General features: G+C 40.0%; 36 protein-coding genes and 2 pseudogenes. 3 read left to right on the top strand and 35 right to left on the bottom strand.

Translation table 11 applies throughout. The features are described 5' to 3' along the window. Window positions 1-11: 11 nt before the first annotated feature. The 11 genes and pseudogenes from G596_RS24885 to G596_RS25555 all read right to left on the bottom strand — a co-directional run bounded on the left by G596_RS24885 (window position 12) and on the right by G596_RS25555 (window position 6,539). Window positions 12-152 carry a hypothetical protein gene (locus G596_RS24885; RefSeq protein ID WP_155829258.1) on the bottom strand — a complete coding sequence of 47 codons (141 nt, stop codon included), beginning with the start codon at window positions 150-152 and terminating at the stop codon, window positions 12-14. Then, a complete protein-coding gene (locus tag G596_RS21975) occupies window positions 128-931 on the bottom strand; it encodes a DUF4405 domain-containing protein (protein WP_022762079.1) in 804 nt (267 codons plus the stop codon). The genes G596_RS24885 and G596_RS21975 overlap by 25 nt, the downstream gene beginning before the upstream one ends. Window positions 932-960: 29 nt before the next feature. Further along, entirely contained in the window at window positions 961-1,686 is a 726-nt protein-coding gene (locus tag G596_RS0111940; protein WP_022762078.1) for a flavodoxin, read from the bottom strand. Window positions 1,687-1,710: 24 nt separating this feature from the next. Continuing rightward, window positions 1,711-2,031 (bottom strand): annotated as a pseudogene (locus tag G596_RS0111935) (carboxymuconolactone decarboxylase family protein); the annotation flags it as partial. Between the two features lie 11 nt (window positions 2,032-2,042). Continuing rightward, complete coding sequence (locus tag G596_RS0111930) at window positions 2,043-3,089, bottom strand: aldo/keto reductase (RefSeq protein WP_022762076.1); 1,047 nt, start codon at window positions 3,087-3,089, stop codon at window positions 2,043-2,045. An 18-nt stretch (window positions 3,090-3,107) separates the two neighbouring features. After that, the gene (locus tag G596_RS24880; RefSeq protein ID WP_022762075.1) at window positions 3,108-3,272 is read right to left on the bottom strand and encodes a hypothetical protein; all 165 of its coding nucleotides are present in this window, start codon (window positions 3,270-3,272) and stop codon (window positions 3,108-3,110) included. Between the two features lie 63 nt (window positions 3,273-3,335). Next, the gene (locus G596_RS0111920) at window positions 3,336-3,878 is read right to left on the bottom strand and encodes a flavin reductase family protein (RefSeq protein WP_022762074.1); all 543 of its coding nucleotides are present in this window, start codon (window positions 3,876-3,878) and stop codon (window positions 3,336-3,338) included. Window position 3,879: 1 nt separating this feature from the next. After that, entirely contained in the window at window positions 3,880-4,182 is a 303-nt protein-coding gene (locus G596_RS0111915; RefSeq protein ID WP_022762073.1) for an aldo/keto reductase, read from the bottom strand. A gap of 205 nt (window positions 4,183-4,387) precedes the next feature. Continuing rightward, the gene (locus G596_RS0111905; protein ID WP_022762071.1) at window positions 4,388-5,005 is read right to left on the bottom strand and encodes a TetR family transcriptional regulator; all 618 of its coding nucleotides are present in this window, start codon (window positions 5,003-5,005) and stop codon (window positions 4,388-4,390) included. Between the two features lie 227 nt (window positions 5,006-5,232). Beyond that, entirely contained in the window at window positions 5,233-5,844 is a 612-nt protein-coding gene (gene eda, locus G596_RS0111895) for a bifunctional 4-hydroxy-2-oxoglutarate aldolase/2-dehydro-3-deoxy-phosphogluconate aldolase (protein WP_026498958.1), read from the bottom strand. Beyond that, window positions 5,760-6,539: an MFS transporter gene (locus tag G596_RS25555; RefSeq protein ID WP_022762068.1), complete on the bottom strand. Its 780-nt coding sequence runs from the start codon at window positions 6,537-6,539 to the stop codon at window positions 5,760-5,762. The genes eda and G596_RS25555 overlap by 85 nt, the downstream gene beginning before the upstream one ends. Window positions 6,540-6,666: 127 nt before the next feature. Between G596_RS25555 and G596_RS0111885 the strand changes: the two genes are divergently transcribed. Further along, complete coding sequence (locus tag G596_RS0111885) at window positions 6,667-7,755, top strand: AraC family transcriptional regulator (RefSeq protein WP_022762067.1); 1,089 nt, start codon at window positions 6,667-6,669, stop codon at window positions 7,753-7,755. Here the strand turns inward: G596_RS0111885 and G596_RS26090 are convergent. The 9 genes from G596_RS26090 to G596_RS24875 all read right to left on the bottom strand — a co-directional run bounded on the left by G596_RS26090 (window position 7,721) and on the right by G596_RS24875 (window position 12,233). Continuing rightward, a complete protein-coding gene (locus tag G596_RS26090) occupies window positions 7,721-7,972 on the bottom strand; it encodes a hypothetical protein (protein ID WP_022762066.1) in 252 nt (83 codons plus the stop codon). The genes G596_RS0111885 and G596_RS26090 overlap by 35 nt on opposite strands. Window positions 7,973-8,094: 122 nt before the next feature. Next, window positions 8,095-8,325, bottom strand: coding sequence for a hypothetical protein (locus G596_RS0111875; protein ID WP_022762065.1), 231 nt, complete (start codon window positions 8,323-8,325; stop codon window positions 8,095-8,097). 12 nt (window positions 8,326-8,337) lie between these two features. Further along, a complete protein-coding gene (yaaA, locus tag G596_RS0111870; RefSeq protein WP_022762064.1) occupies window positions 8,338-9,084 on the bottom strand; it encodes a peroxide stress protein YaaA in 747 nt (248 codons plus the stop codon). 57 nt (window positions 9,085-9,141) lie between these two features. Next, window positions 9,142-9,864 carry a DUF554 domain-containing protein gene (locus G596_RS0111865; RefSeq protein ID WP_022762063.1) on the bottom strand — a complete coding sequence of 241 codons (723 nt, stop codon included), beginning with the start codon at window positions 9,862-9,864 and terminating at the stop codon, window positions 9,142-9,144. A gap of 110 nt (window positions 9,865-9,974) precedes the next feature. Beyond that, a complete protein-coding gene (locus tag G596_RS0111860; protein ID WP_022762062.1) occupies window positions 9,975-10,232 on the bottom strand; it encodes a hypothetical protein in 258 nt (85 codons plus the stop codon). A gap of 110 nt (window positions 10,233-10,342) precedes the next feature. Then, window positions 10,343-10,864, bottom strand: coding sequence for a GNAT family N-acetyltransferase (locus G596_RS0111855; RefSeq protein WP_022762061.1), 522 nt, complete (start codon window positions 10,862-10,864; stop codon window positions 10,343-10,345). A 27-nt stretch (window positions 10,865-10,891) separates the two neighbouring features. Next, a complete protein-coding gene (locus G596_RS0111850; RefSeq protein ID WP_026498964.1) occupies window positions 10,892-11,449 on the bottom strand; it encodes a GNAT family N-acetyltransferase in 558 nt (185 codons plus the stop codon). Window positions 11,450-11,574: 125 nt separating this feature from the next. Beyond that, window positions 11,575-12,000, bottom strand: a complete 426-nt coding sequence (locus tag G596_RS21960; RefSeq protein ID WP_022762059.1) for a flavodoxin family protein — start codon at window positions 11,998-12,000, stop codon at window positions 11,575-11,577. Between the two features lie 71 nt (window positions 12,001-12,071). After that, on the bottom strand, window positions 12,072-12,233 hold the full coding sequence (locus tag G596_RS24875; RefSeq protein WP_022762058.1) for a hypothetical protein: 162 nt from the start codon (window positions 12,231-12,233) through the stop codon (window positions 12,072-12,074). A gap of 458 nt (window positions 12,234-12,691) precedes the next feature. Here G596_RS24875 and G596_RS0111835 point away from each other — a divergent pair, with 458 nt between their 5' ends. After that, a complete protein-coding gene (locus G596_RS0111835) occupies window positions 12,692-13,546 on the top strand; it encodes a Cof-type HAD-IIB family hydrolase (protein WP_022762057.1) in 855 nt (284 codons plus the stop codon). 12 nt (window positions 13,547-13,558) lie between these two features. After that, entirely contained in the window at window positions 13,559-13,972 is a 414-nt protein-coding gene (locus G596_RS0111830) for a hypothetical protein (RefSeq protein WP_022762056.1), read from the top strand. Window positions 13,973-13,993: 21 nt separating this feature from the next. Here the strand turns inward: G596_RS0111830 and G596_RS24870 are convergent, their stop codons facing one another. The 15 genes and pseudogenes from G596_RS24870 to G596_RS25865 form a co-directional block, all read right to left on the bottom strand. Next, window positions 13,994-14,137 (bottom strand): hypothetical protein, encoded by a 144-nt coding sequence (locus G596_RS24870; RefSeq protein ID WP_022762055.1) that lies wholly within the window; start codon window positions 14,135-14,137, stop codon window positions 13,994-13,996. Window positions 14,138-14,203: 66 nt separating this feature from the next. Then, window positions 14,204-15,262: an amidohydrolase family protein gene (locus G596_RS0111820; protein ID WP_022762054.1), complete on the bottom strand. Its 1,059-nt coding sequence runs from the start codon at window positions 15,260-15,262 to the stop codon at window positions 14,204-14,206. Window positions 15,263-15,382: 120 nt separating this feature from the next. Then, entirely contained in the window at window positions 15,383-15,859 is a 477-nt protein-coding gene (locus tag G596_RS0111815) for a hypothetical protein (protein WP_022762053.1), read from the bottom strand. Next, window positions 15,856-16,422, bottom strand: coding sequence for an NUDIX hydrolase (locus G596_RS0111810; RefSeq protein ID WP_022762052.1), 567 nt, complete (start codon window positions 16,420-16,422; stop codon window positions 15,856-15,858). Before G596_RS0111810 ends, G596_RS0111815 begins: the two co-directional genes overlap by 4 nt. Further along, window positions 16,409-16,780, bottom strand: a complete 372-nt coding sequence (locus G596_RS0111805) for a hypothetical protein (protein WP_022762051.1) — start codon at window positions 16,778-16,780, stop codon at window positions 16,409-16,411. Before G596_RS0111805 ends, G596_RS0111810 begins: the two co-directional genes overlap by 14 nt. A gap of 323 nt (window positions 16,781-17,103) precedes the next feature. After that, a complete protein-coding gene (locus tag G596_RS0111800; RefSeq protein WP_026671305.1) occupies window positions 17,104-17,352 on the bottom strand; it encodes a hypothetical protein in 249 nt (82 codons plus the stop codon). Window positions 17,353-17,389: 37 nt separating this feature from the next. Then, window positions 17,390-17,977, bottom strand: a complete 588-nt coding sequence (locus tag G596_RS0111795) for an HD domain-containing protein (protein ID WP_022762049.1) — start codon at window positions 17,975-17,977, stop codon at window positions 17,390-17,392. A gap of 3 nt (window positions 17,978-17,980) precedes the next feature. Then, window positions 17,981-18,097, bottom strand: a pseudogene (locus G596_RS25960) (arsenate reductase family protein); the annotation flags it as partial. After that, window positions 18,058-18,240 carry a hypothetical protein gene (locus tag G596_RS0111790; protein ID WP_022762048.1) on the bottom strand — a complete coding sequence of 61 codons (183 nt, stop codon included), beginning with the start codon at window positions 18,238-18,240 and terminating at the stop codon, window positions 18,058-18,060. The gene G596_RS0111790 and the pseudogene G596_RS25960, both read right to left, overlap by 40 nt. Next, complete coding sequence (locus tag G596_RS25255) at window positions 18,237-18,824, bottom strand: hypothetical protein (protein WP_022762047.1); 588 nt, start codon at window positions 18,822-18,824, stop codon at window positions 18,237-18,239. The genes G596_RS0111790 and G596_RS25255 overlap by 4 nt, the downstream gene beginning before the upstream one ends. Before the next feature lie 9 nt (window positions 18,825-18,833). Next, window positions 18,834-19,163 carry a flavodoxin gene (locus G596_RS21950; RefSeq protein ID WP_022762046.1) on the bottom strand — a complete coding sequence of 110 codons (330 nt, stop codon included), beginning with the start codon at window positions 19,161-19,163 and terminating at the stop codon, window positions 18,834-18,836. A gap of 59 nt (window positions 19,164-19,222) precedes the next feature. Next, window positions 19,223-19,834: a DNA-3-methyladenine glycosylase I gene (locus tag G596_RS0111775; RefSeq protein WP_022762045.1), complete on the bottom strand. Its 612-nt coding sequence runs from the start codon at window positions 19,832-19,834 to the stop codon at window positions 19,223-19,225. A 495-nt stretch (window positions 19,835-20,329) separates the two neighbouring features. Further along, window positions 20,330-20,719 carry a DUF4342 domain-containing protein gene (locus tag G596_RS0111770; protein ID WP_022762044.1) on the bottom strand — a complete coding sequence of 130 codons (390 nt, stop codon included), beginning with the start codon at window positions 20,717-20,719 and terminating at the stop codon, window positions 20,330-20,332. Between the two features lie 66 nt (window positions 20,720-20,785). Next, window positions 20,786-21,025, bottom strand: coding sequence for a hypothetical protein (locus G596_RS0111765; RefSeq protein ID WP_022762043.1), 240 nt, complete (start codon window positions 21,023-21,025; stop codon window positions 20,786-20,788). A gap of 49 nt (window positions 21,026-21,074) precedes the next feature. Then, a complete protein-coding gene (locus tag G596_RS25865; RefSeq protein ID WP_022762042.1) occupies window positions 21,075-21,389 on the bottom strand; it encodes a PspC domain-containing protein in 315 nt (104 codons plus the stop codon). Window positions 21,390-21,766 lie beyond the last annotated feature (377 nt).

Below are 21,766 nucleotides of genomic sequence, written 5' to 3'. Positions count from 1 at the left end.
ACCCTACCTTCTTATTTGTTGATACCATTAACTTCCAACCACTTCTGAATATCATCCGAGAGAGTAGAGCCACCTGAATAGTGTACCGATAATCCTTCGCCCATGTCTGCATCAGGCTCAAGCTTTGCTATCGCCGTAAGGCTCTGTTCCATCCATCTTCGTCAAAATTCTGCCCGGATGTGCTGCCAGATATCATATTGATCACAAGTCCTATGATTATTGCCCCCATAATGAATACCACAGGCAATAGCGGATTCTTTTTATCTTCTGTTTTCATCTGAGAGTTTCTACATAAGACCGCAGCTTCGGTTCCAATAAATCCCCAGAATAAAAGCATTAGGACATTTTCAACAAATACCAATATTCCTGCCTTCTCATAATCAAGGAAAGCAAAGGGAACACGGAAAAAAAGATAATCCGGCATTCCGTTCCTAATGAATAAAAACAATCCAATGCCAGCCACAACACATAATGCTGCAGATATCACCGTCTTCAGTTTGTCTGTAAGGTGTAGCCTTGCAAACATTACCGGAATATGCATTCCAAGATGCAGTCCCATAAGTACAAATGCCCAGTGTGACATGGACAGATGCATCCTTCTGGCAAAGGAAACCTTCGTCATTCCATACAGAAAAGGTACTGCATGACCACTCATGGACATACCACAGAAAGCAGTCAAGGCAAAGGATAAAAGAAGGGCTATGTTCACTACTGTCGTTATTATTCTGTATGGATTGTATTTACCTTTGAATAACGCACCATACCACTTCCTGTTAAGGAGCTGATGGATAATGACGAGTGCAGTCATGCCAATTCCGATCCACTCATGCAATGCTTCGCCTGTAACCTGATAAGCCATCAGACATAATAAGAGGACGGTCATACAGACATCCACTATTCTTTTTAACATGATATTTTGTTTTCTCTGCATGTTCCCGTCCTCACTTCCTCACTCTTTCTTTACTGCATGCCATCTATCCAGGATCTGATCTCATCCTCAGATGCTCCTGCGCCAAAACGCTTTCCATCAATCCATGTACCACTTCCTGCATTATCTGCAAGATTCTGACCACTTCTTCCTATTCCACTGCTGCTTGAGGTGCAGAAAGGTATCATTGTAATGCCATCAAAGCTGTAGCTCTCCACAAATGTATCCATGATGCGCGGCTCTTCTCCCCACCAGATAGGGTATCCAATATAGATTGTTGTATATCCATCCAGCGATACTGCATCACTTCCAATCTCAGGTCTTGCCGCTGAATCATTCTGTTCCTTAGTTGAGCGGCTGTTTGAATCGTTCCAGTTTAGATCTGCATCTGTATATTCCTGTGCAGCCTTTATCTCATAGGTATCTGCATCTGTGATTCCTGCAATCTTTTCCGCAACACCCTTTGTGGTTCCGGTTGCTGAGAAATATACTACAAGAACACCACTGTTTTCCTTGGAGCTACCAGTCTCTTCCGAAGAAGTATCATCCGCACTTTCATCATTTGTGTTTGAAGCAGCTTCACTTGTCACGACCTGCTGTGCTTCCTCTTCAGTATTATTCGCAGTTTCTGTTTCCTGTGAACTCTCAGCCTGTATAGTCTGAGCTGTATCACTCGCCGCCTGACCCTCGCTATTCCCACATGCCGTAAGACCAATAGCTAACAAAACAGCTGCAAGTACTGCCATCTTTTTCTTCATTTTGCGTCACCTTTCTATTTCAGTTTGCCATACTTCCTTTGCAAGACGAAATACCGCCCATCCCTTTGGCCATCCTACATACATGGTGGCATGGGTTATGATGGCTGCAATCTCTTCCTTTGTGACTCCGTGATCCTTCGCATTCTGAAGGTGATATGAAAGCGATGAGTCTGTGATGCCTGATGCCATAAGTGAAACCACTGTAATAATGCATTTGGTCTTAACATCAATCGCTTCCTCATTCCACACTTCACCAAAGAGTACATCATCATTTAAGTGTGCAAACATCGGAGCAAACTCACCAAGCTGATCTCTTCCTGCTGTCTGTACAATTTTCTCGCTCATTGCGTTTTACCTCACTTTCCAATTTTCTGGTCTCCGGTAGACCATACATGTTTCTTTGAAGCATCACTTCTCTTATTCTGTGCCATAACACCTGCAAGCGGATGTGGCACATATGGCTCTTCGAGATACTTCAGTTCATCATCCGTAAGTTCAATGTCCACAGCCTTTGCTGCCCCTTCTATATGATGCAGCTTGGTCGCACCTACCACAGGAGACGTCACCCTGGTAAGGAGCCATGCAAGGGATACCTCTGTCATGGTCACACCATGTTTCTCGGCAAGTTCTGCCACACGGTTTATTATCACAGCATCCTGATCCGCTGTAGCATCATACTTAAACTTCGCATATACATCCTCAACAGCTCTTTTGGTATCCCCTTCGCCCGCCTTTCTGGAAAGCCTTCCGCTTGCCAATGCGCTATAAGGAGTCAGTGCGATATTCTCTTCTTCACAATAAGGCACCATCTCACGCTCTTCTTCACGGAAGATCAGATTATAATGCCCCTGGATCGAAACAAACTTTGCAAAGTCCTCTTTTTCCGCCAGAGCATTAGCCTTTGCAATCTGCCATGCGAAGCAGTTTGAAATGCCAATATATCTTGCCTTGCCTGCTTTCACGATACGGTTCAGTCCATCCATGATATCGTAAATATCCGTATTCCAGTCCCACATGTGATAGATATACAGATCCACATAGTCCATCCCAAGATTTTGAAGGCTCGTATTTATCATGTTTTCAATATGCTGCTGACCACTAACTCCTTTTTCAATCTCTTCCGGCGTCCTTGGAAGAAATTTAGTCGCAACAACCACATCCTCGCGCTTTGCAAAATCTCTAAGTGCACGTCCTACGTACTGCTCACTGGTTCCGCTCTGATATGCTATCGCCGTATCATAGAAATTAACTCCAAGATCAAGCCCTCTTTTTATGATTTCCCTAGAATGCTCTTCGTCAATCGTCCAGCTATGCTGCCCTCTCGTTGCATCGCCAAACCCCATGCAGCCCATGCATATACGGGATACATTTAAATCTGAATTTCCAAGCTTTGTATATTTCATTATCTGACTCCTTTCCGTTTAAAGTACTTCATCAAGCCACTTTTTAATCACAGCTTCATCCGAGCGATTGATCTGTGTGCCTTTTTCCCACTTCACATCACCCTTTACATTCTTATGAAGTTCTTCGTCGCTTCTTCCTACACCGCTTGCTGAAAAAACAGCCACTAAAGTTTTTCCTGTCATTTTTTGTCCTTTCTTCTTATATAAAACAAGCCTCTGACCATAAAAGGTCAGAGACTTGAAAAATCAGTTCATCTTTCCACAGTTTCCGGCCTTTTCTCCGGTAACGAAATACTCATAGGTCGGGAATTCAAACAATACCGGCTTAAAGGTATGATAGTTGATCTTGCCCTGCTCGTTTAAAACTGCTTCATCAGCATAGGTGGCAAGGATCTTGCAGATAAAGTGGTCGAAGTTTTCAAGTTCATAGTTCCCATCAACTTCACATTCAATGGAAACCTTGGCTTCATCAATAAGAGGTGCTCCGTTTTCGCCCATTGTCCATGCAAAAGCCTCAGACTTATCTTCTTTATTTCCGCTGATTGTTCCCATCTTATCCGCTTTTGAAAGCCATGATTCATCTACCACATTTACGGAAAGCTTTTTATTCTCACGGATTCCCTTATTGATATAGTGTGCCTGTACCAGGGATACCATCAGATGACTGTGTGCCACAGTTCCTGCATGTGCAACAAGAGTCCATGTGGGTTTATCATTTACCATTGCTCCAACCACGATCACAGGACATGGATATAACGCAAGTGTTGCTCCAATATTTTTCTTTGCCATATTATTTCATCTCCTTTTCCCAAAAGCGGATCACATTAAGTTCCAGACTATCAGCTACATTTTCAAGTGAGGATACTTCCTCATCTGTAAGGGTGATATTTGCAGCCTTCACTGCATCAAGCACCTGGTTTTCTTTTGTCACACCGATAATAGGAAGGGTTCCCTTTGCTATTGCCCATGCAACCGGGATCTGAGCTATTCCTACACCATATTTGTCTGCAAGTTTCTTAAGCTCTTCATTAAGGATCTCCAGCTTATCAAGTACAGGATTATAGATCTCTGCCCTTGCAGAGCCTTCCGGCATAGGATGCCATAAGCATAGGCTGTATCCCAAAGGTTAAGTCAATTTTCAATTGCCGTGTCAAAAATAGGCTTAAGGCTCTCTGCTGTAAGATTGTTTCCAAATGTTCCGTCGTTGCCCCATGCCCATGCACCAAGAGCGATCTTAGGTAAACTTGCCATTTTAGTTTTCCTCCTTGAAATTAGTGTTTTTATTAGTCTGCCTCGCTTTATAAAAGCTTCAGCAGGCAGTTATTTGTTATCTCAAAAATGGACTGATATACATAGTCCACATTTGCCTGTTTCATGGCTTCCCTCTGTTTATCCGTTACTGCGGTATAAGGATAAATACCAAACATAAAAGGGAAGAATACATATATAAAATCCTGAATCTCCTGCACCGATTTCTCCGGACAGAACTTTGTGATTATCCTGCATACATTTTTCATAGACTCGCCATAAGCTACCTTAAAAGATGTAAGAAGTTCAGGTCTGCTGTTTTCCTCCATATCATAGTTATTCATGGAGAGAAGTTTTAGCAGTTGCTGCCTGTTTGCTATGGATGATGCAAGCTTGTTTGCAAGCTGCTCCTTGGAAAGCTTCTCATTTTCCTGAAGAATAGATTGTAATTCTTCATTCCAGCGAATGTACTCCCTCTCAAAAAGGGCCAAAAATATTTCCTCTTTTGTCTGGTAGTAGTTATATATTGTCGGTCTTGAGAAGGATGTTTCATTCCCGATCTCTTTAAGGGTGATATCTTTAAAGCTCATGGTCTGATACAGCTTCTCGCAGGCACTTATGATTTCTTCTTTTCTTGCTGCGGTTCTTTCCGGTGATCCTTTTGGCATATATCTGTCTCCTGATTTTTTATTCTGACTTTGTGTCAATATGAATTATAATCATTTTCTGACACCGTGTCAATATATTTTAAAAATAAAAAAAGGACGCATAAACATTAGTGTTTATACGCCCTGTGTTATAACATTCATCTTAGAAATATCCGAGCCCGGATATCCATGCATTTACAGATTCCCTTACGCTGTCCTGATCATTCTGTGCATCAGTATTGGGTCTTTCATCCTCTGATTTCCTTAACAACTTTAACGGCTTCTTTTGTCATATCCTCAATCTTATCAAAGGCGCATGATTTAATAAGATCACCTTTGACCATCCAGCTACCACCACAACATGCAATTCTGTCATAAGAAAGATAATCTCTCATGTTCTTTTCATTGATTCCACCTGTTGGCATGAACTTAATGCCTGTGTAAGGTGCTGCCATAGCCTTGATCATTGCAAGACCGCCTGCCTGTTCAGCGGGAAAAAATTTAAGAACCTTGAGGCCTCTTTTTACGCCCTGCGCTGCCTCTGAAGGAGTAGCTACTCCGGGAAGCACTGGATACCCTTTCTCAAGACAGTAATCCACAACCTCAGGATCAAATCCCGGGCTAACAATGAACTTTGCTCCTGCCTCAATGGCCTCATCCACCTGTTTTGTTGATAAAACAGTTCCTGCTCCAACCAGCATATCCGGAAAATTATCTGTCATTATTTTAATTGCATCAGCTGCAGCAGCTGTTCTGAATGTCACTTCAGCACATTTTAAACCACCTTTAACGAGTGCCTCTCCAAGAGGTTTTGCATCATCTGTGGAATCATTGATACTATTGCAAGTAACCACACATATTTGTTTGTTTTTAACGCATTTACGATATCCTTTAATCCAACTCGTTCCTCTTCGCTGTTTTCATTTGGATTAAATTCCTCTTTTATAAAAATAAATCTAAGCAAGCCAAGAATCAGTAGTGGCACTGCAAGCATTAATACTATCTTTTGCCAACCTCCTGGAACTGGCGCATATTTTCCAATTAGCATTGGAAGAATAATAGAAACAACCATGCAGCCTAAAGTGATAAATACACCACCATATGCAGATACCTTTGTGATAGCCATAGGATCACCAAAAGCTCTTATGATATATGGTGCCTCAGCTGCATTCATCATTGTTCCAAAAATTGACCATACTAATGTGTACATAACTAAAAGCCAAATTGATTTTGCTGTCGTACTCCAATTAACATTCGAAGCAAACAAAGCATATGTACAAACCCAAGTTCCAATCAAACACAGTTCATAAGGGCGTCCTTTGCCCAATTTAGTGTTTGTATTATCTACAATCCACCCAGCAATCAAGTCAGTCAAGCCATCGAAGATTTTGCTTGCCATTAATAATGTTCCGACTAAAACCGGAGACATTTTCAAACTATCTGTGCAAAACATGCTCAGATACCCCATAAGAATAGTTACTGTTCCGAATGAAATTGGTCTTATATTCCAAGCCAACAGTCTCCCCACTGAAACCTTTTGCGATTTTTCCACCATAATATCCTCCTCCAAATGGTTTATTGATAAATAAACTTTACAGGTTTATTTTTGTTGCAACAATAGCACTTTTAAACGTAATAAGTTATAATACTAACATAAATGAACTTTTGAGTGAGGGAAAATTTTGGCAAGCTACGTTGGAGATACTACAAATGCATCTCAATACCAATTCAATTTCAAATTAGACAATCAGAATACTCGCATTCTTTCAAGAAATTTGGCGGAAGGTTCTGCAGATAGCCCTGATATTATTTTAGAGACGCTCCATCCTGATAATATGGAGGAAAATTTCGTATGGTGTTTTATATCGCCGGGCAATTTTTTCAATGCGTCTTTTTCTTATGAGGATGAATACAGCCCAAATAAGTTTAACCAGCTCCATTACCACGATTATTTTGAGCTGGTATATCTGATTTCCGGCACAATGTATCAACAGATAGAATCTGAAAGGCACCTCTACACTGCTGGCAGTCTTTGCCTTTTGAACTGCAATGTTCGCCATCAGGAAGAGTTCTCCACAGAATATAGAGCTTTATTTTTACGTCTACCTATAGGATTAATAAAAGAGTTATACGAAGATATGGGTAAAATGTACTTTCAGGTGGAGAATAAGCATCGAAATCAAGTTCTAGAAAGATTTTTGGGCGATAGTTTAGGTCTTTCAAAAGATAAAACAAACAAAAAAGAATACATAGATTTTATCCCATCAGATAGCGATGCCTCTGTGAGAGAAAACATGTACAAACTATTTGATAAACTGACAAAACAACTTGTGCATCCAGAAGTGGGTTCTACCTACATTATAAAGGCTATAATCGTTCAAATTTTTAATGAGTTATCTATAAAGAATCATTATAAAATGGTTCCTCTGACAATAGGTACCTCTGCAGAGGCCCAGCTTTTCGAATCTGTCAGAAATCAAATTTTGGCAAAGCACGGTAGAATCACTAGGGAAGATTTAAACGAATCATTGTCCTACAATGCTACTTATCTTAATCGCATTGTAAAAAAATACACCGGCTACAGCATAAAGCAATACGCCCTACAAATTGCCATGAAAGAGGCTGCTGAAATGCTTGAACACACAGATATGCAGATTTCAGAGATATGCAAAAAGCTTTCCTTTAAAAATGAAACTTATTTTTATAATTCTTTTCAAAAAATTTATGGGATGACCCCTAAGAAATATAGGCAGGAAATGCAAATCGAGTAGGAGGGAGTGATGCTACTTCCTCTGAAAGCTTTTTAGCGGAAAGGCTATCTCTTGTACATTTTAACTCTATCGCAATGTCAAACTCATCAATACATATGTCTTTTCTAACAGCACACGCTCCTGCATCCTGATACTCTTCTATTCTGGCAAGCGGAAACACTGCTCTTAGCAGAGCATTTCTTCTATATGAATTAATGAAAAAAACAGCAGACCACAAGAATCATGATCTGCTGTTATGAACGCTTCGAATTATTTCTGTTATTCTGTTTTAAGGATTATCCCTTGGTGGCTGTTTGTCAGACATCTGAAACAGACCTCCCTCAGGAATTCTTCATCAGTTCATCGAGCATGGCTGCCGCTTCTCCGACAATATCGTTGCAGGTTCTCAAGCATTGCCACGACACTAAGATACCCGCCGCATTTACCGTCAATGCTTCTTGGAGCAGGCACGCTCTTCTTTGCCTCCTCAGGTGTCACACCTAGTTTTTCAGCAAACGTCATAGCAAGCGAGGCTGAACAGTTATTTCCGTTACGGTGATTCTCTCTGGCTATCTTTTCCATTTCATTCATATATATATCCCGTCACTTTCTCTTTTCAAAAACGATTTCAGTATCACATGATAGGTCATCTCTGTAAATATATCCAAGCCGGTCAAACTTCTTTATCTCATTAGGATCTTCAATCTGGTTTTCAGCCATGTATTTCACCATCTCTCCTCTGGCCATCTTGGCATATGTCCCCTTTGTCACAAGCTTCCCATTTACCATCTCGCCAAATGTGATGGTGATGTAACAGTCATCCGGTTTCAGGTATTTTTCAATGCACTTTGAATACTCCTTCGATGCAAGATTTATTATAACACCGGTACCATCACTTACTTCATCATAGAGCCTGGATCCCCACAGATCATATAAATCCTTATGTCCATTAATTGATGCCTTAGCCTGCATCTCAAGCCTGTATGGCGTAACTCCGTCCATAGGTTTCAGCACACCATAAAAACCAGAAAGAATGCGAAGATGCTCCTGCACATAATCATAGCTTCTGTCTTCAAACACCGCAGGAGCCATATATTGAAATGCAATCCCTTCATATGAAAATATGGCAGGTGTCAGTCTGTTACGGATATCCATCTCTTTAATGCGTTTGTAATTCTGCTCAGCAATTGTATCATTGCAGCCCCACAGTTTCTGTAATTCAGAATGCGCCTTCTTACGGAGCCACTCAAGTATTTCCTCTGTCTGATCAAGGAATACCGGGACCCCCTGGCACTCAAGTTTATCCGTATCCACATTCATCTTCTTTGCAGGTGATAAAATAATTCTCATCACAGTTCTCCATGCATCTTTTCAGAATCATCGTCTGCTTTTGCTTTATACTTTGCATCACATAGCTGGTATATATGCGGCTATAACTGCTATCACTAAAGCTGGCAGCATATTAGCTACTCTTACCTTTTTACCCCAAACAAGGTTAACACCAACACAGAAGATCAGTATGCTTCCGATAAGCGACAGATACGAAACAGCCATATCTGTCATGATAGGTGATACCAGTCTCGCAAGTAAAGTTATTGTTCCCTCAAGCAAAAACACCGGTATTACAGAAAAAGCACACCCTTTTCCCATAGATGCTGTCATAATGGCTACTATTATAAAATCCAGCACAGCCTTTACAGCAAGCGTTGAATAATCTCCGCTGATTCCATCCTGTATTGAGCCTACAATAGCCATAGCCCCTATGCATACCGTAAGCGATGCAGTCACAAAAGCGTTTACAAATTCCGAATCCTTGCCATTACCACTTTTTATTTTAAGCCATTCCCCAAAACGCTCAAAGGCTCTTTCTATTCCAATCAGTTCCCCTATAGCTGTTCCTATGGCAAGGCATAGAACCACAAGCATGGATCTGCCACCCACGAGTGCATTGTTCTCAACTTTCATCATACCCTCCATAGCACCTGAAATTGCTATAAAAAGGGTACTTATACCACATACCTTGCAAAGTGCATCCTGCTGATCTTCTTTAAATAACTTCCCTGTTATATTTCCGAGGAAACCGGCAGCAACTATAGCTGCACTGTTTATTATTGTCCCCAACATTATCATGTTCTTATATTTCCTTTTTTCATTTTTCTCCTGATATTTTATGGATAATTATACTCATGAAAAAGGCAGGACACAATTCAAAGGAAACTGCATCCTGCCGCTTGTTATTATTATCTATTAGATGCATCTAACTTCTCTTCCGATGCCTTTTTCCTATAACTTGCTATACATCCAACTGCAACTCCTATACCCATCCCCCAGCTCTGTCCAAGTACCATGTATCTGTGCCTGGCTCTGTTCTTTTCAAGCTCTTCTTTATTCTTTTCCGACATCTCCTTGACGTTTTTGGAAGTTGCTACACCAAACAAAAGGTATACAGGCGCAAGTACTCCGATCAATACAATGAATAGCCAGATTTTAGGTGTCATATTTTCAAGTCTCCTCCTTTAAGTTATCCTTACAAGCTAGATTATAATCAGGGTTCCTTCCAAAAAACAGAGAAAAAGTGGTGAAATATCCTCTTAATATCCATCATAATCTATAGTCTCTTTCCCATCTCAATTCTCATGTTGTGCTCTTCCGGTCCTTCATTAGAATAGGCATATCTGTCAAATCCTATAAGCTCGAAGCCATTCTTTTTATAGAACAAAATCGCTTTTGAATTGTAGCTCTGTGTTTCCAGGACAGCCATTCTCGCACCGCTATCTACAGCCACTTTCAAAATTGTTTCAAGAAGTGCAGTCCCTACACCTTGGCTACGAAGTCCCACATCAAACACACAGATATTTGATATTCTGTATCTGTTATTCCACGCTTCCAGAAATCCTTCTACAAAGCCTATAAGAACATCTCCTTCAAATGCTCCATAAGCTACCGGATTGTCTAGCCATTCCGACAGCATATCATCTTCAAGCGGCTCCACAATCTCGTTATCCGCTTCTATCCATTCCACAGAAAAGCCGTCATCTGCAGGCTCTATAGACAGGTACTTGTTTGACCGGACTTCTACTTTATATCGTTTTCCGTTGTATTCATCATAGCCAAGTTGTCTTATTGTCATCTATTCTCCCAGTCTTCTTTCCTCTCTTTATCCATCAATCCTGTCAGATCTAAGAATTGCATACCAGCTGGAATCATTGATCCCCTGATTGTTGATATCTGAGCTGCGTAGCGTGCCCTCATATTGCATTCCACATTTCTTCATGACCATACCGGAGTGAGGGTTATTAACATCATGCCTTGATTCAATACGATTTGCTTCCACCTTATCAAAAAAGAAATCTATAACAGCATTTAAAGCTTCAGATGTAATCCCCTGATGCCACCATGCTCTTCCAATGCAGTAACCAATGTGGATCATATTTATGTTTTCTTTCATACCGACGGCGGAGATACTGCCTATTGGCTCATCTATTTCTTTCAAGACAATAGCCCACTGATAGTACTTTTTATCCTTATATGAATCCACCCACTGCCTCAGTAGATTCCTTGTTACATCAACAGTTCCATGAGGCGGCCACGTTAGAAACTTCGTGACTTCTTCATCATTTGCCCAGTTCAAGAACATAGCATCAGCATCTTCAACTTTGAATTTCCTCAGTATCAGTCTCTCGGTCTCAATTGTCTGTGTCCCGCAATGCCGCATTTTCATACATCCTCCGTCAACAAAACATAGTTCCACTATATCAGAAAAAAAGCCTTTTTACAGTAAATAATACCGTCAAAAGGCTTTTTCAGATAATTTTAAAAACCACTTGTCTTATAAGTCTGCTACAGTGTTTTTGCAAATTCCCTTATCTCGTTCATCTTGGCTTCGGATTTGTTCTCGTCCCCATTAGCAGTAATTACGCCTGCTGCCTCAATACCTGCATATCCCATGTATGCCTTATATTGGGCAATCGCAGCATCATATACACCGGGAGATCCTGAACTGAGCAGAAGAACTGTCTTCTTTGCTGCAGGCTTGCCAATACAGTAAACTCTCTGGATAGCAGCCTCCATCTGCGCTGTCATGGTGAAGTAATAGATTGGAGATGCAAAAACTATGACATCTGCCTCTTTGTATGCTGGCATAATCTTCTCAAGATCATCTTTCTGCACACATGTACCCTCACCCTTTGTGTGGCAGTACTCACAGCCAAGGCATCCGGCAATCTTCATTCTGCCAACCTGGTATTCCTCTACTTCATTGACCAAAATCGATCAACGTCTCCGGGGATATATTATTCTATTCCGTTTCATTTAAGTTTCATCTATCCTTTGAAGAATCAGAGAGTGAATGTTGCTCCAAAAGCTATTGTCATCTTCTCTTTATTGTAAAATGCTGAAAGCTTCTCAAGGCAATCATCATACATTTTATGGAATGCTTCGTTTCTCTGCTCTCTCTTAACTTCTGCTTTTCTTGTATCCTGAACATCGTTAAATCTCATAATATTTACCTCTTTCTTTGTTGTGGTATTTGTTAGCCGTTTGGCTGTTTCTTTTCTCTTTCTGAGCTTATAATATTACTTCCCGGGTTATGGGAACACCAAATTTATTTGTTTTCATTTCTATTTATCGGTTATTTATTCCTTATATGTTATACATCACCCAGCAATATCCACATATCAATTTCATTGGATTTTTATAATTATTATCATGTATTTTTTGATTGGCTCATTGTTACTAAGGATGACTAAAAAAAGAATAAGGGAGTATTTATCAAGATTTCAGGATTTAATGGAATCTAAATAGACAGTTGATGTACCAATTATGACAGAAATGGACTTTCATAAGACAGTTATGGAATTCAAGTAGTCAGTCTGAAATTATATGCCGCACCTTGGCATTTCTTCAAAATCATGTATAATTTGCATGGATGAACAAAAGATTGCAAAAGGACGTAATTATGCCTATTTCAAATAAAGCTAACAACAAAGAAGGCTTCTTACCCTATAGCTTGATCGCAATGGATATGGATGGCACCCTTCTTACATCGGATAAAAAGATTCTCCCTGAGACGCTTGATGATCTTTCATTGGTAGCTGATAAAGGAGTACATCTCTCTTACGCAACCGGCAGAGCGCTTGTTGAAATGAAGGAGTACTTTGAGATAACTCCCATGATCCGCTATGCCATCTGCTACAGTGGCGCAATAATATATGACTGCATGGCCAAGAAGGTCATTTACAGAAAAGAAGTACCTTCTGCCTGCTTTGAAAAGATAGTTGAAGTAGCCGATAAATACAACGGAATGCTCGCTTTCCTCACAGAAAAAGAATCCATTGTATCTTCAGCTGATATCAACCACATGGACGATTTCCATATGGGAGTTTACCAACCCATGTACCTTAAAGTAACCAGACAGGTTGATGACATGGCTGCTGAAAGCCGAAAGCACAATTTCATCACCAAGATAAACATATACTTCCGGAATCAGGAAGACCGTCACCGCGGTTATGAGGAATTAAAAGATCTCCCCCTTACATTTGCACTTGCAGAAGAAACAAGCCTTGAAATGAATGCTGAGGGAGTATCAAAAGGTACCGCCCTTAAGACTCTGTCTTCTCTCCTGGATATCTCCATAGAAGAAACAATGGCTATCGGAGATGCCGACAATGACCGCGATATGTTAAGCACCGCAGGAATTTCTGTCGTCATGATGAATGCACGCAGTGATATAAAGAAGCTTGCAAACTATATTACAAAGGACAGCGACCATAACGGTGTTGGCTTTGCTATCAGAGACTATTTTGATCTTTAATTGGAGATAACAATGGAAATAAACAAGAATACTCTAACTGAGTTCCGTAGAGACTTTAAAGAAGCTGTCGCAAGCCTTGAAGAAAAATATGGTGTGACCATCTCTCTTGGCAGCATCTCATATTCCGAAAATGACTTCACCAGCAAACTTACCGTAAATAACGGTCATGACAAGGATGATATCGCTCAAAGGGAATTTGACCGTGATGTATGGAAGTATGCCCACCTTGGTCTTGGGAAAGGCATGTATAAAAGGATCTTCGTTGGTCTCGACGGCAACAAATATGCCCTTCTCGGATTTAACACAAAAGCCCCCAAGTATCCGCTCATCATCCGGAACATATGTGAAAGTACCGTTGTCAGAGCACCTGAGGGCTTTATAAAAGAGCTTACAAACGAGTATTACGCTGAAAACTTCCTGCTATAAATTGCATCCATGCTTTTATAATCAGTCCTGCAATAATACTGCAGGTTCCTCAGGAATCCATGTGATCTTGTCAAACCAGGCATCCTCATCTTTATAAACATGTGTAAAATCTATGATATCACCATATTCATCAGTGAAAAGATCTGAACAGTATCTAGTATACATACTCTTTATCTTTCGATAACATCCAATTATTCACCTCAGCAAACACATTTTTCCAAATCCTAAAAACTATATTTTAAGTAATTGTTTGGCATTGTTACTAAATATATTATTTCGATCTTGCTCTAGTTCAGTCGCTCGTAAAACTGACACAATAGAAAATGCCTGTGAAACAAATGGGTAATCTGTACCAAACAGAAGTCTACTACTTCCAACACTATCAATAAGCTTCCTAATATTCTTTGAAGGCTGAACACTTATATCAGTGTATGTGTTTGGAAACTCTTTTAAAATACTTGTCATATAATCAAAGTCAAAGCATCCACTGTGAGCTAAGATAAATGTTGCATTTGGAATACACGCTAGTACTTTTTTGAATTTCTCCAGTGACTGGGTAGTCACTTCCTTTTTAGTTTGTTTTGTTGGTATTGATGAATCAAGCATTTCTTTGGGTAATCCCTTACCGCTGCAGCTCAAAATAGGAAGTCCAGTTTTTTCTAACTCTTTAAGAAGTTCAATTGTTTTATCGCAATCGATTGGTACATTCCAAATATGAGGATTCAGTTTCCACCCCTTAATATCTAGCTTCATATAGTCATCAATTTTGGATAGAATATTTTCATCAAAAGGGTGAATCGACGCAAATGTAAGCAGGCGATTATTACGCGCTACCATCTCGTTCATAGTTGATGCACAACTTTTATTTGCCGGATTAATTTGTTGAACAACCGATTTAGAAATATGATTAGAATTCATATCCATTATAATTCGTTCTTCGGTTGCATAATTCAAAACCAAAGCACCTGAAAAAAGTTTTATCCGAGACTTAATTCCATCTGAAGATAATAATGTAGTCGGACATTTTGTGAAATATATTTCATCTAAATCAAACAGTTTCATGGAAAATGGAAAGCAACTCATATCCATTAATGATTTTTCTTTATTCCATTTTTCTTTCTGTAAAAAAGAAGGAAAAAGCTGAGATAAGCCTGCAAATAAATGACAATGCATATCAATAATTTCATAGTTATCAACTAAATCAACATCTATCTTAAAATCACCATTGTCGCATAATTGCAATTCTGGATTCTCTTCTAGTATTTTTATTTTTTCTCTACAGTATTTCATCTCCACAAGTCCCGTTTGGTTTTCTCAATTAAACCGCAAGTTATATTCTCGAAATAATACTACTCGTCTTTTCATGTTTCCCTCATTACTCACTGTTCAAAACAAGCTATAGACTAAAGTTTAATCACATCTGCTAAGAGAAGCGCCGCCACTGTACTTCTCTGAAAACTCATCCTCGTTCCATGTCTCATAGTATTCCAGGATATCCGCATCTTCTTCAGAAGACTGATACGTGTACTGTACTCCGTTATCAGACTCTGCCTTAATCTTGTATCCTCCAGTCTCCAGTTCCTCGAATAGCGATATACTATCAAAATGATCCGGAACAAAATCATTATTTTCCATATGACCATAGATTATCTCTGCATCGCCAAACTGCACATAGTATTCAGGCTGCATATCTCCATCAGCCTCATAGCCTATGGATGCTGTCTGCCAGGTTCCTGATACCACAGGATCACTCACTTTTGATGCCAGAAAAATAGATGTTGGACCGTCAGCTCCACCGATTATCGCTGCATCTTCTTTTTTCGCACCACATCCTACTGTTCCTATTACCATTATCAGCACAAACGCTGTCACTACTATTTTCTTCATCTTAGTCTCTCTTCTTTTTCCTTAAGATACTTCATTACTATCTCAAGCCCTTCCATCGGAACACAAAACGTGCCATCCCTGTGTATGCATCCCTCATGGACTTTATCGATATCAAACCACCTGACTTCTTCCACTTCCTCTGTCTGAAGCTTCAGCTTGGATATATCCACAGGCTTTTCATACACGTAAACAAAAGCAACTTCATTGTCCTTAAACATTTTTCCATGGAATTCCATCTCATACTTAATATGAAACTTCCCGGCAAAAGTAAGATCTCCGGCAACAGTCTTTATTCCAAGTTCCTCAAACAGTTCTCTCTGTGCAGACTCAAGTGGCTCATCACCAGCCTGGATATGTCCTGCCGATGATGTATCATACATCCCGGGAAAAGACTCTTTTTCAGCACTCCTCTTCTGAAGAAGGACCTGATATTTTCCTCCCTCTTTTCTCACGATCCATATATGCGCTGTCCTGTGAGGAATCCCATTGTCATGTGCATCACTTCTGCTTACAGTCTCCCCGGTCGGAAAGCCGTTATCGTCAGTTATATCAAATATCTCCATTTTTCACTGCCTCTTTTCTGTTCCTGATGGCAAAAACAGCTGTACCAACTCCCGCCAGTACAAGCACGAATATTCCATAGACCATCGCAATGAAAGCTCCGACAATAGGTGTCTCAAAATCAGAACTAACAAAATAGTAGTAATAATATGTACTTAGTATCATTCCGGCAACGCATGATATCAGCAATAATAACGAAGACAGGAGATACTCCTTCATGCTTTTAGCCATAAAAACATTCATTATGACAAATGCCGCAATAACTATCATCCATATGGGATTAATATCAGCCATTCCGAGCATATCCCTAATCACAAACATTACAAGGGGAATTAGATTTAACCACTTCAAGAACTTCACTTTTTTCCTCCGCCAACAATTATTCTTTAACAAAATATATCTCTACCATTTTACACCATTGCTATCATTACAAAAACTTACTTTTGATGACATGAGAGAAACTATTCTGACCTTTGCGTCCGTATAGATTTTCATAAAACACAAAGATATGCCGTTAAAAAGGTGGACAGTCACTTCAGCGATGTCCACCTTATCTTATATTTATTATTTCAGCTTCATGCCATCTTTATCGGCATTTATCAGATAGTGAATGTTGCTCCATATAAAAACAGCTGCGGATTTTTAACTCCACAGCTGCCCATCTTATAATTCCTTGCCGCCTCTTATAACAACCTGGGTACAATATAGAACAACAGAACAATCAGCACTCCCAGTAACATATATTTCAGTCTGCTGTTATCCACTTTACTTGGGCTGTTTATCATTTCCGTTCTAATAATATATCCGGGATAGTTTACCGGTTTGTTTTCCGGAACAAAGTTCTCCCTAACAGCCTGTCCATACCATGTAGTTCCGGCATTATCCATCACATATCTTTTGAATCTCTCTGCGCTTTCTAAATCATTCAGCACTATTGCTGCGCGGTACAGATAGTATTGCCTTTCAACTTCATTCCTTTATGTTTCCTTTACTGATATGTTCCCTTATTATCTGATCTGTAAGCTCATATAGCTTTTCCGAACCTTCTCTTGTCTTTGACTGCCTGCCATATACCTGTTCCTTGGTAACCCCATGCTCTCTCCAGTCACCTCCACCGTTACTGTTGTTCAGCATAAGTGGCTGGAGGTTATCCATTGCATGCGCAAACTTCGATTCAGGAGTCTTATTTTCCTCAAACTCATCAAAAAGAGCTGTCAGTTCCTTTTTCTGATCCTCCGGTAAAATCGAGAATATCCTTTCCTTGGCTGCATCCTCGCGTTCCTTTTGGGTAGCAAGCCCCTCTTTGTCGTATGCATATGTATCACCGGCATCAATCTCAACTATGTCATGAATAAGGCACATTATCATGACCCTTGAAATATCAATATCCTTATTCGAGTATTCCTTAAGCAGATACGCCATAATAGCCATATGCCAGGCGTGCTCCGCATCATTTTCATTTCTGCCTTTTCCTGATAGATGAGTCTGCCTGAATACATTCTTTTCTTTATCTATCTCCAAGGCAAACTCCATTTGCTTTCTCAGTCTGTCATCCATTACTTATTCCCATTTCTTCCACACATATGGCTGATATCCCAGTGTAGACTGCTTACCATTTCTCACTACCGGCGTCTTTATTATCTGCTGATTCTCAAGCAGTTTTTCCAGCTTATCTTTGATTTTATACCCTGAGCTATTGTATCTGCTTCATAAGAATAGACCCTGTAATCCTGTGAAGCTTTATATGTTCCTTCAGGATCCAATTGATTGAAGAATGCCATAATCTTTTCTGCTTTCGAAAGTGACATACTAAATTTCACAGTCCTATCTCCATAATAATTTTGTCCCAGTATCCATCAATATGCTTTTCTGCTGTCACAATACCTTCCATATCTTTCCAGGCATCATACCATTCGTCTGGAATAAGATCATCCAACACTATCGGCCCTACACCATCCACGTACGGGCCCAATTGTTCAAGTGTCTTTCTCAATTTTGTCCTGGCTTTTGTTTTCTCATTATCCCTGAGAAGATCCAGAATATCATTAGCCTGCTCAACCTTAACACCATCATAAAGGCCATAATAACCGCCATCATCAAAAGAATCATCCTCATCGGCAATACGCGAGATCACGATTGGATATTCCGCTACATCTGACGCTGCTATAATGTACCGCTCACTTCTTTTATTAGCAACTATTACACCATATCTGACATGTATAATAGGCCATCTGTCCCCAACTTCAAGTTCATTCTCTGTTAGCCACTTATCCTCTACAGAGACATACTTTTCATTTCCATCATCATCTACAAGTGTGACCGAAACCATTGGCTTTTCTCCAGGCTTCAATTCTTCACATCCATAGTCTCCATCAAAAATCTGCTTGATTTTCCACTGTATCATCTATATGTCTTATTGCCTTCCTACTCTTACAAGTGTTCTGTAAAACTCCACTGCATCCTTAAGATCATTCTCATCAGGACGTCCCTTAGCGGTACCACCTATCAGCTTAAAGGGGCCGAAAGTATTGAAGCCAGGACAAGTGAATTTCCCTACAATCTCAGCATTCTTACCCTTTATGGACTCTGCCATTGATTTTGAAAAATCCTTATTCATGGCACTTGTCATTATGAAAAATATCTTCTTATTCTGAGGAAGATTAGCCTGTGCAAAATTCTTAACCTGCTGATGGAACTGCGCAGCATAGATACCTGAAGATATTGACTTGCTTTGCTCCCTCAATCATTTCATCATAAGACTGTTTTTCAGCCTCAGTCAGTTCCCTGATTTGCATGTTATAACTAATAAACCTCTTTATCCCTGCGTTTGTTTACTGTCTCATTCTCCGAATTTATCTTCGAAAAACATGGACAGGTTTCATCATGGTCGTTGATAATACCGCAAGCCTGCAGGTGAGAATAAATCGTCACTTCACCAACATACTTGAATCCACGTTTCTTCAGATCTTTGCTGATAGTCTTTGACAGCCCATTACTGACAGGAATCTTGCCCCCAAGCTTGCTGTGTCCATTATATAAAATGACCTTGTTATCCGAGTACGACCACATGTAGTTGCAGAAGCTCCCGAATTCTTCCCGCACCTTCTGAAAACACTTCGCATTGTTTATTACTGCAGCTATCTTCCGGGGAGACTTTATCATGTCTTCCGTATCAAGGATCCTCTGAACATCTGCATCATCATAGGCAGCGATCTTGTCATAATCAAATCCATCAAAACATGACCTGAAAATCTCGCGCTTTTTAAGCATCAAATCCCAGGAAAGGCCGCACTGCATGCATTCCAGCATCAGATGCTCAAACATCTTTCGATCGTCATGCACCGGAATTCCCCATTCATTATCATGGTATGTCTTATTTCGTTCGTTGAAATCAGCCCACCCGCAATAACCCATGCTGTCACCTTCTTATATTTTATGTCCACTATAGATTATATCCCAGATGCAACCTTCATTATAGTCATACAATAGAAAAAGCCGCCCATCAAGGCAGCTATTGTTTTAGGGAGGATGCTGTCTGGTTCTTCACCAAACAGCGGTTATGAAAAAGTATTTTATCAATATTAACAAGAGTTTCTGTCCTCTTGATAGCTTTATGATACATTCGAAAACTTAACTCATCTTAAAATTCCTTTGAACATAATGTGAATAATATCCCCATAACGTTCATAATCTGTTTACATGGCTTTTTGTTTTGCTTTAGGTTGGAAATGTATAGTAATAACAACAAGAGGAACAAACCTCTTGGAACCCCTCATAAGAATACATATTCATAGTTGCAATATCGATAACCATATTCCCCATAAGTGGTAAAATATAGGAAATAGATTTCTAAAATGCCCCGGGAATAAGGATTAATCCCCGAGGCATATGTAAATCCTGTATTCAGTTTTACTTCACTTCGTCAGTGGAGCCGTCCTTCTTAACCACCACCAGCTTGCATCCAAGTCCGAATGCTGCTACAGATCCTGCTATAAGTGCCCAGGGTGCTGCTGCAAGTCCAAGAACTCCGCCGATGATCCCGACATTTACAGGGACACTGAGAACAATCTCATCGCCCTTCTTCACCTGAATTCTGTCGACATTGCCATCCTCAACGATCTTCTTAAGCTTATCAATAAGCTTCTTTACGTCTTCTTCCAGCTCACATGCCTTGGGCTGAAGGAGCTTTATTGCCTCATCTGCATCGCCATTTGTCTGCTGCAGCGCTTCCTTGGCTGCTGCGTAGTCGACTCCTGTCTGATTCATTACCTTTTCAATTGCTTCAAGTGTGATGTCCATAAAATCCTCCTCTTTAAGCTTCCTTGACTACAAAACTTATTGTAATTGCTACTTTGATCTATATTATCAGCGGATAAGGAACAATTCCGTTTCCGGCTGTTTCTGCTTTTCTTTCGCTTTTACTGCTTCCCCCATCAGCCGCTTAATGACATCCCTGACAGGAAGTACATAGCACATTCCAATGACAGCAAGACAGATGCTCTCTATCATGAACATCGTATTTGCCTCACTGGCTGCTTCCCATGCAAGAAGCATACCAACGATAATTGCTAAAACACCTGCGTATTTCTTTAATCTGCTGTTCATGCCGTCCTCCTCATAAAAACTCCGGGATAGTTCATCCCAGGGCATCTGATCAAAGGTTAAATCCTTTAATTTCACCATTGTCGTCAGAATCAGGCTTGAAACCTACCGGCTCAGCTGATTCATAGACATTTTCTTCCGAGTAACTGTTTTCTTCGATTCTCTTAACGGTTACAACATTTTCAGGATTTTCATCCATGATTATCGCTGCAATTATGTATGGCAGGATACCAACGCCTGTAAACAAGACAAGTAACACATATACAAGTCTTATCACTGTCGGATCTATGCCAAAATATTCTGCTATGCCTCCGCACACGCCACAAACCTTTTTATCTGCACTCTTGTACAATTTCTTTCCATTCATAACAACTTCCTCACTTTCTGAGAAGCACCATCTGTTTATATAACGATTGTAAAATTGAAATATCTTCAGATAAATGTTCTTCCTCGCAAAAATGGCATGTCTATTCTTCTTTTACAGAGTTTTTTACATCCTTATCCTGACCGTATGGTATCACCAGTACAAAACCTTCAGGCCAACCTACACTGATTATGGCCGAATTTACACGGAACTCATTTATTTTTCATGAATAAAAATTTCAAATATGCCACCCAAAAAAGTATTTTTAAAACATTATAATTTCCTCTAAAGTTATTTCTCTCACCCATCGATATATTTCCTGTAAGCGACAAAAAACATTCAAATGGCCAATACGAATGAAACAAAAATAAGATGATTAA

Source organism: Butyrivibrio sp. AD3002 (genome assembly GCF_000420905.1).
Classification (GTDB): domain Bacteria; phylum Bacillota; class Clostridia; order Lachnospirales; family Lachnospiraceae; genus Butyrivibrio.
This window is presented reverse-complemented; position numbering and strand designations above follow the sequence as displayed.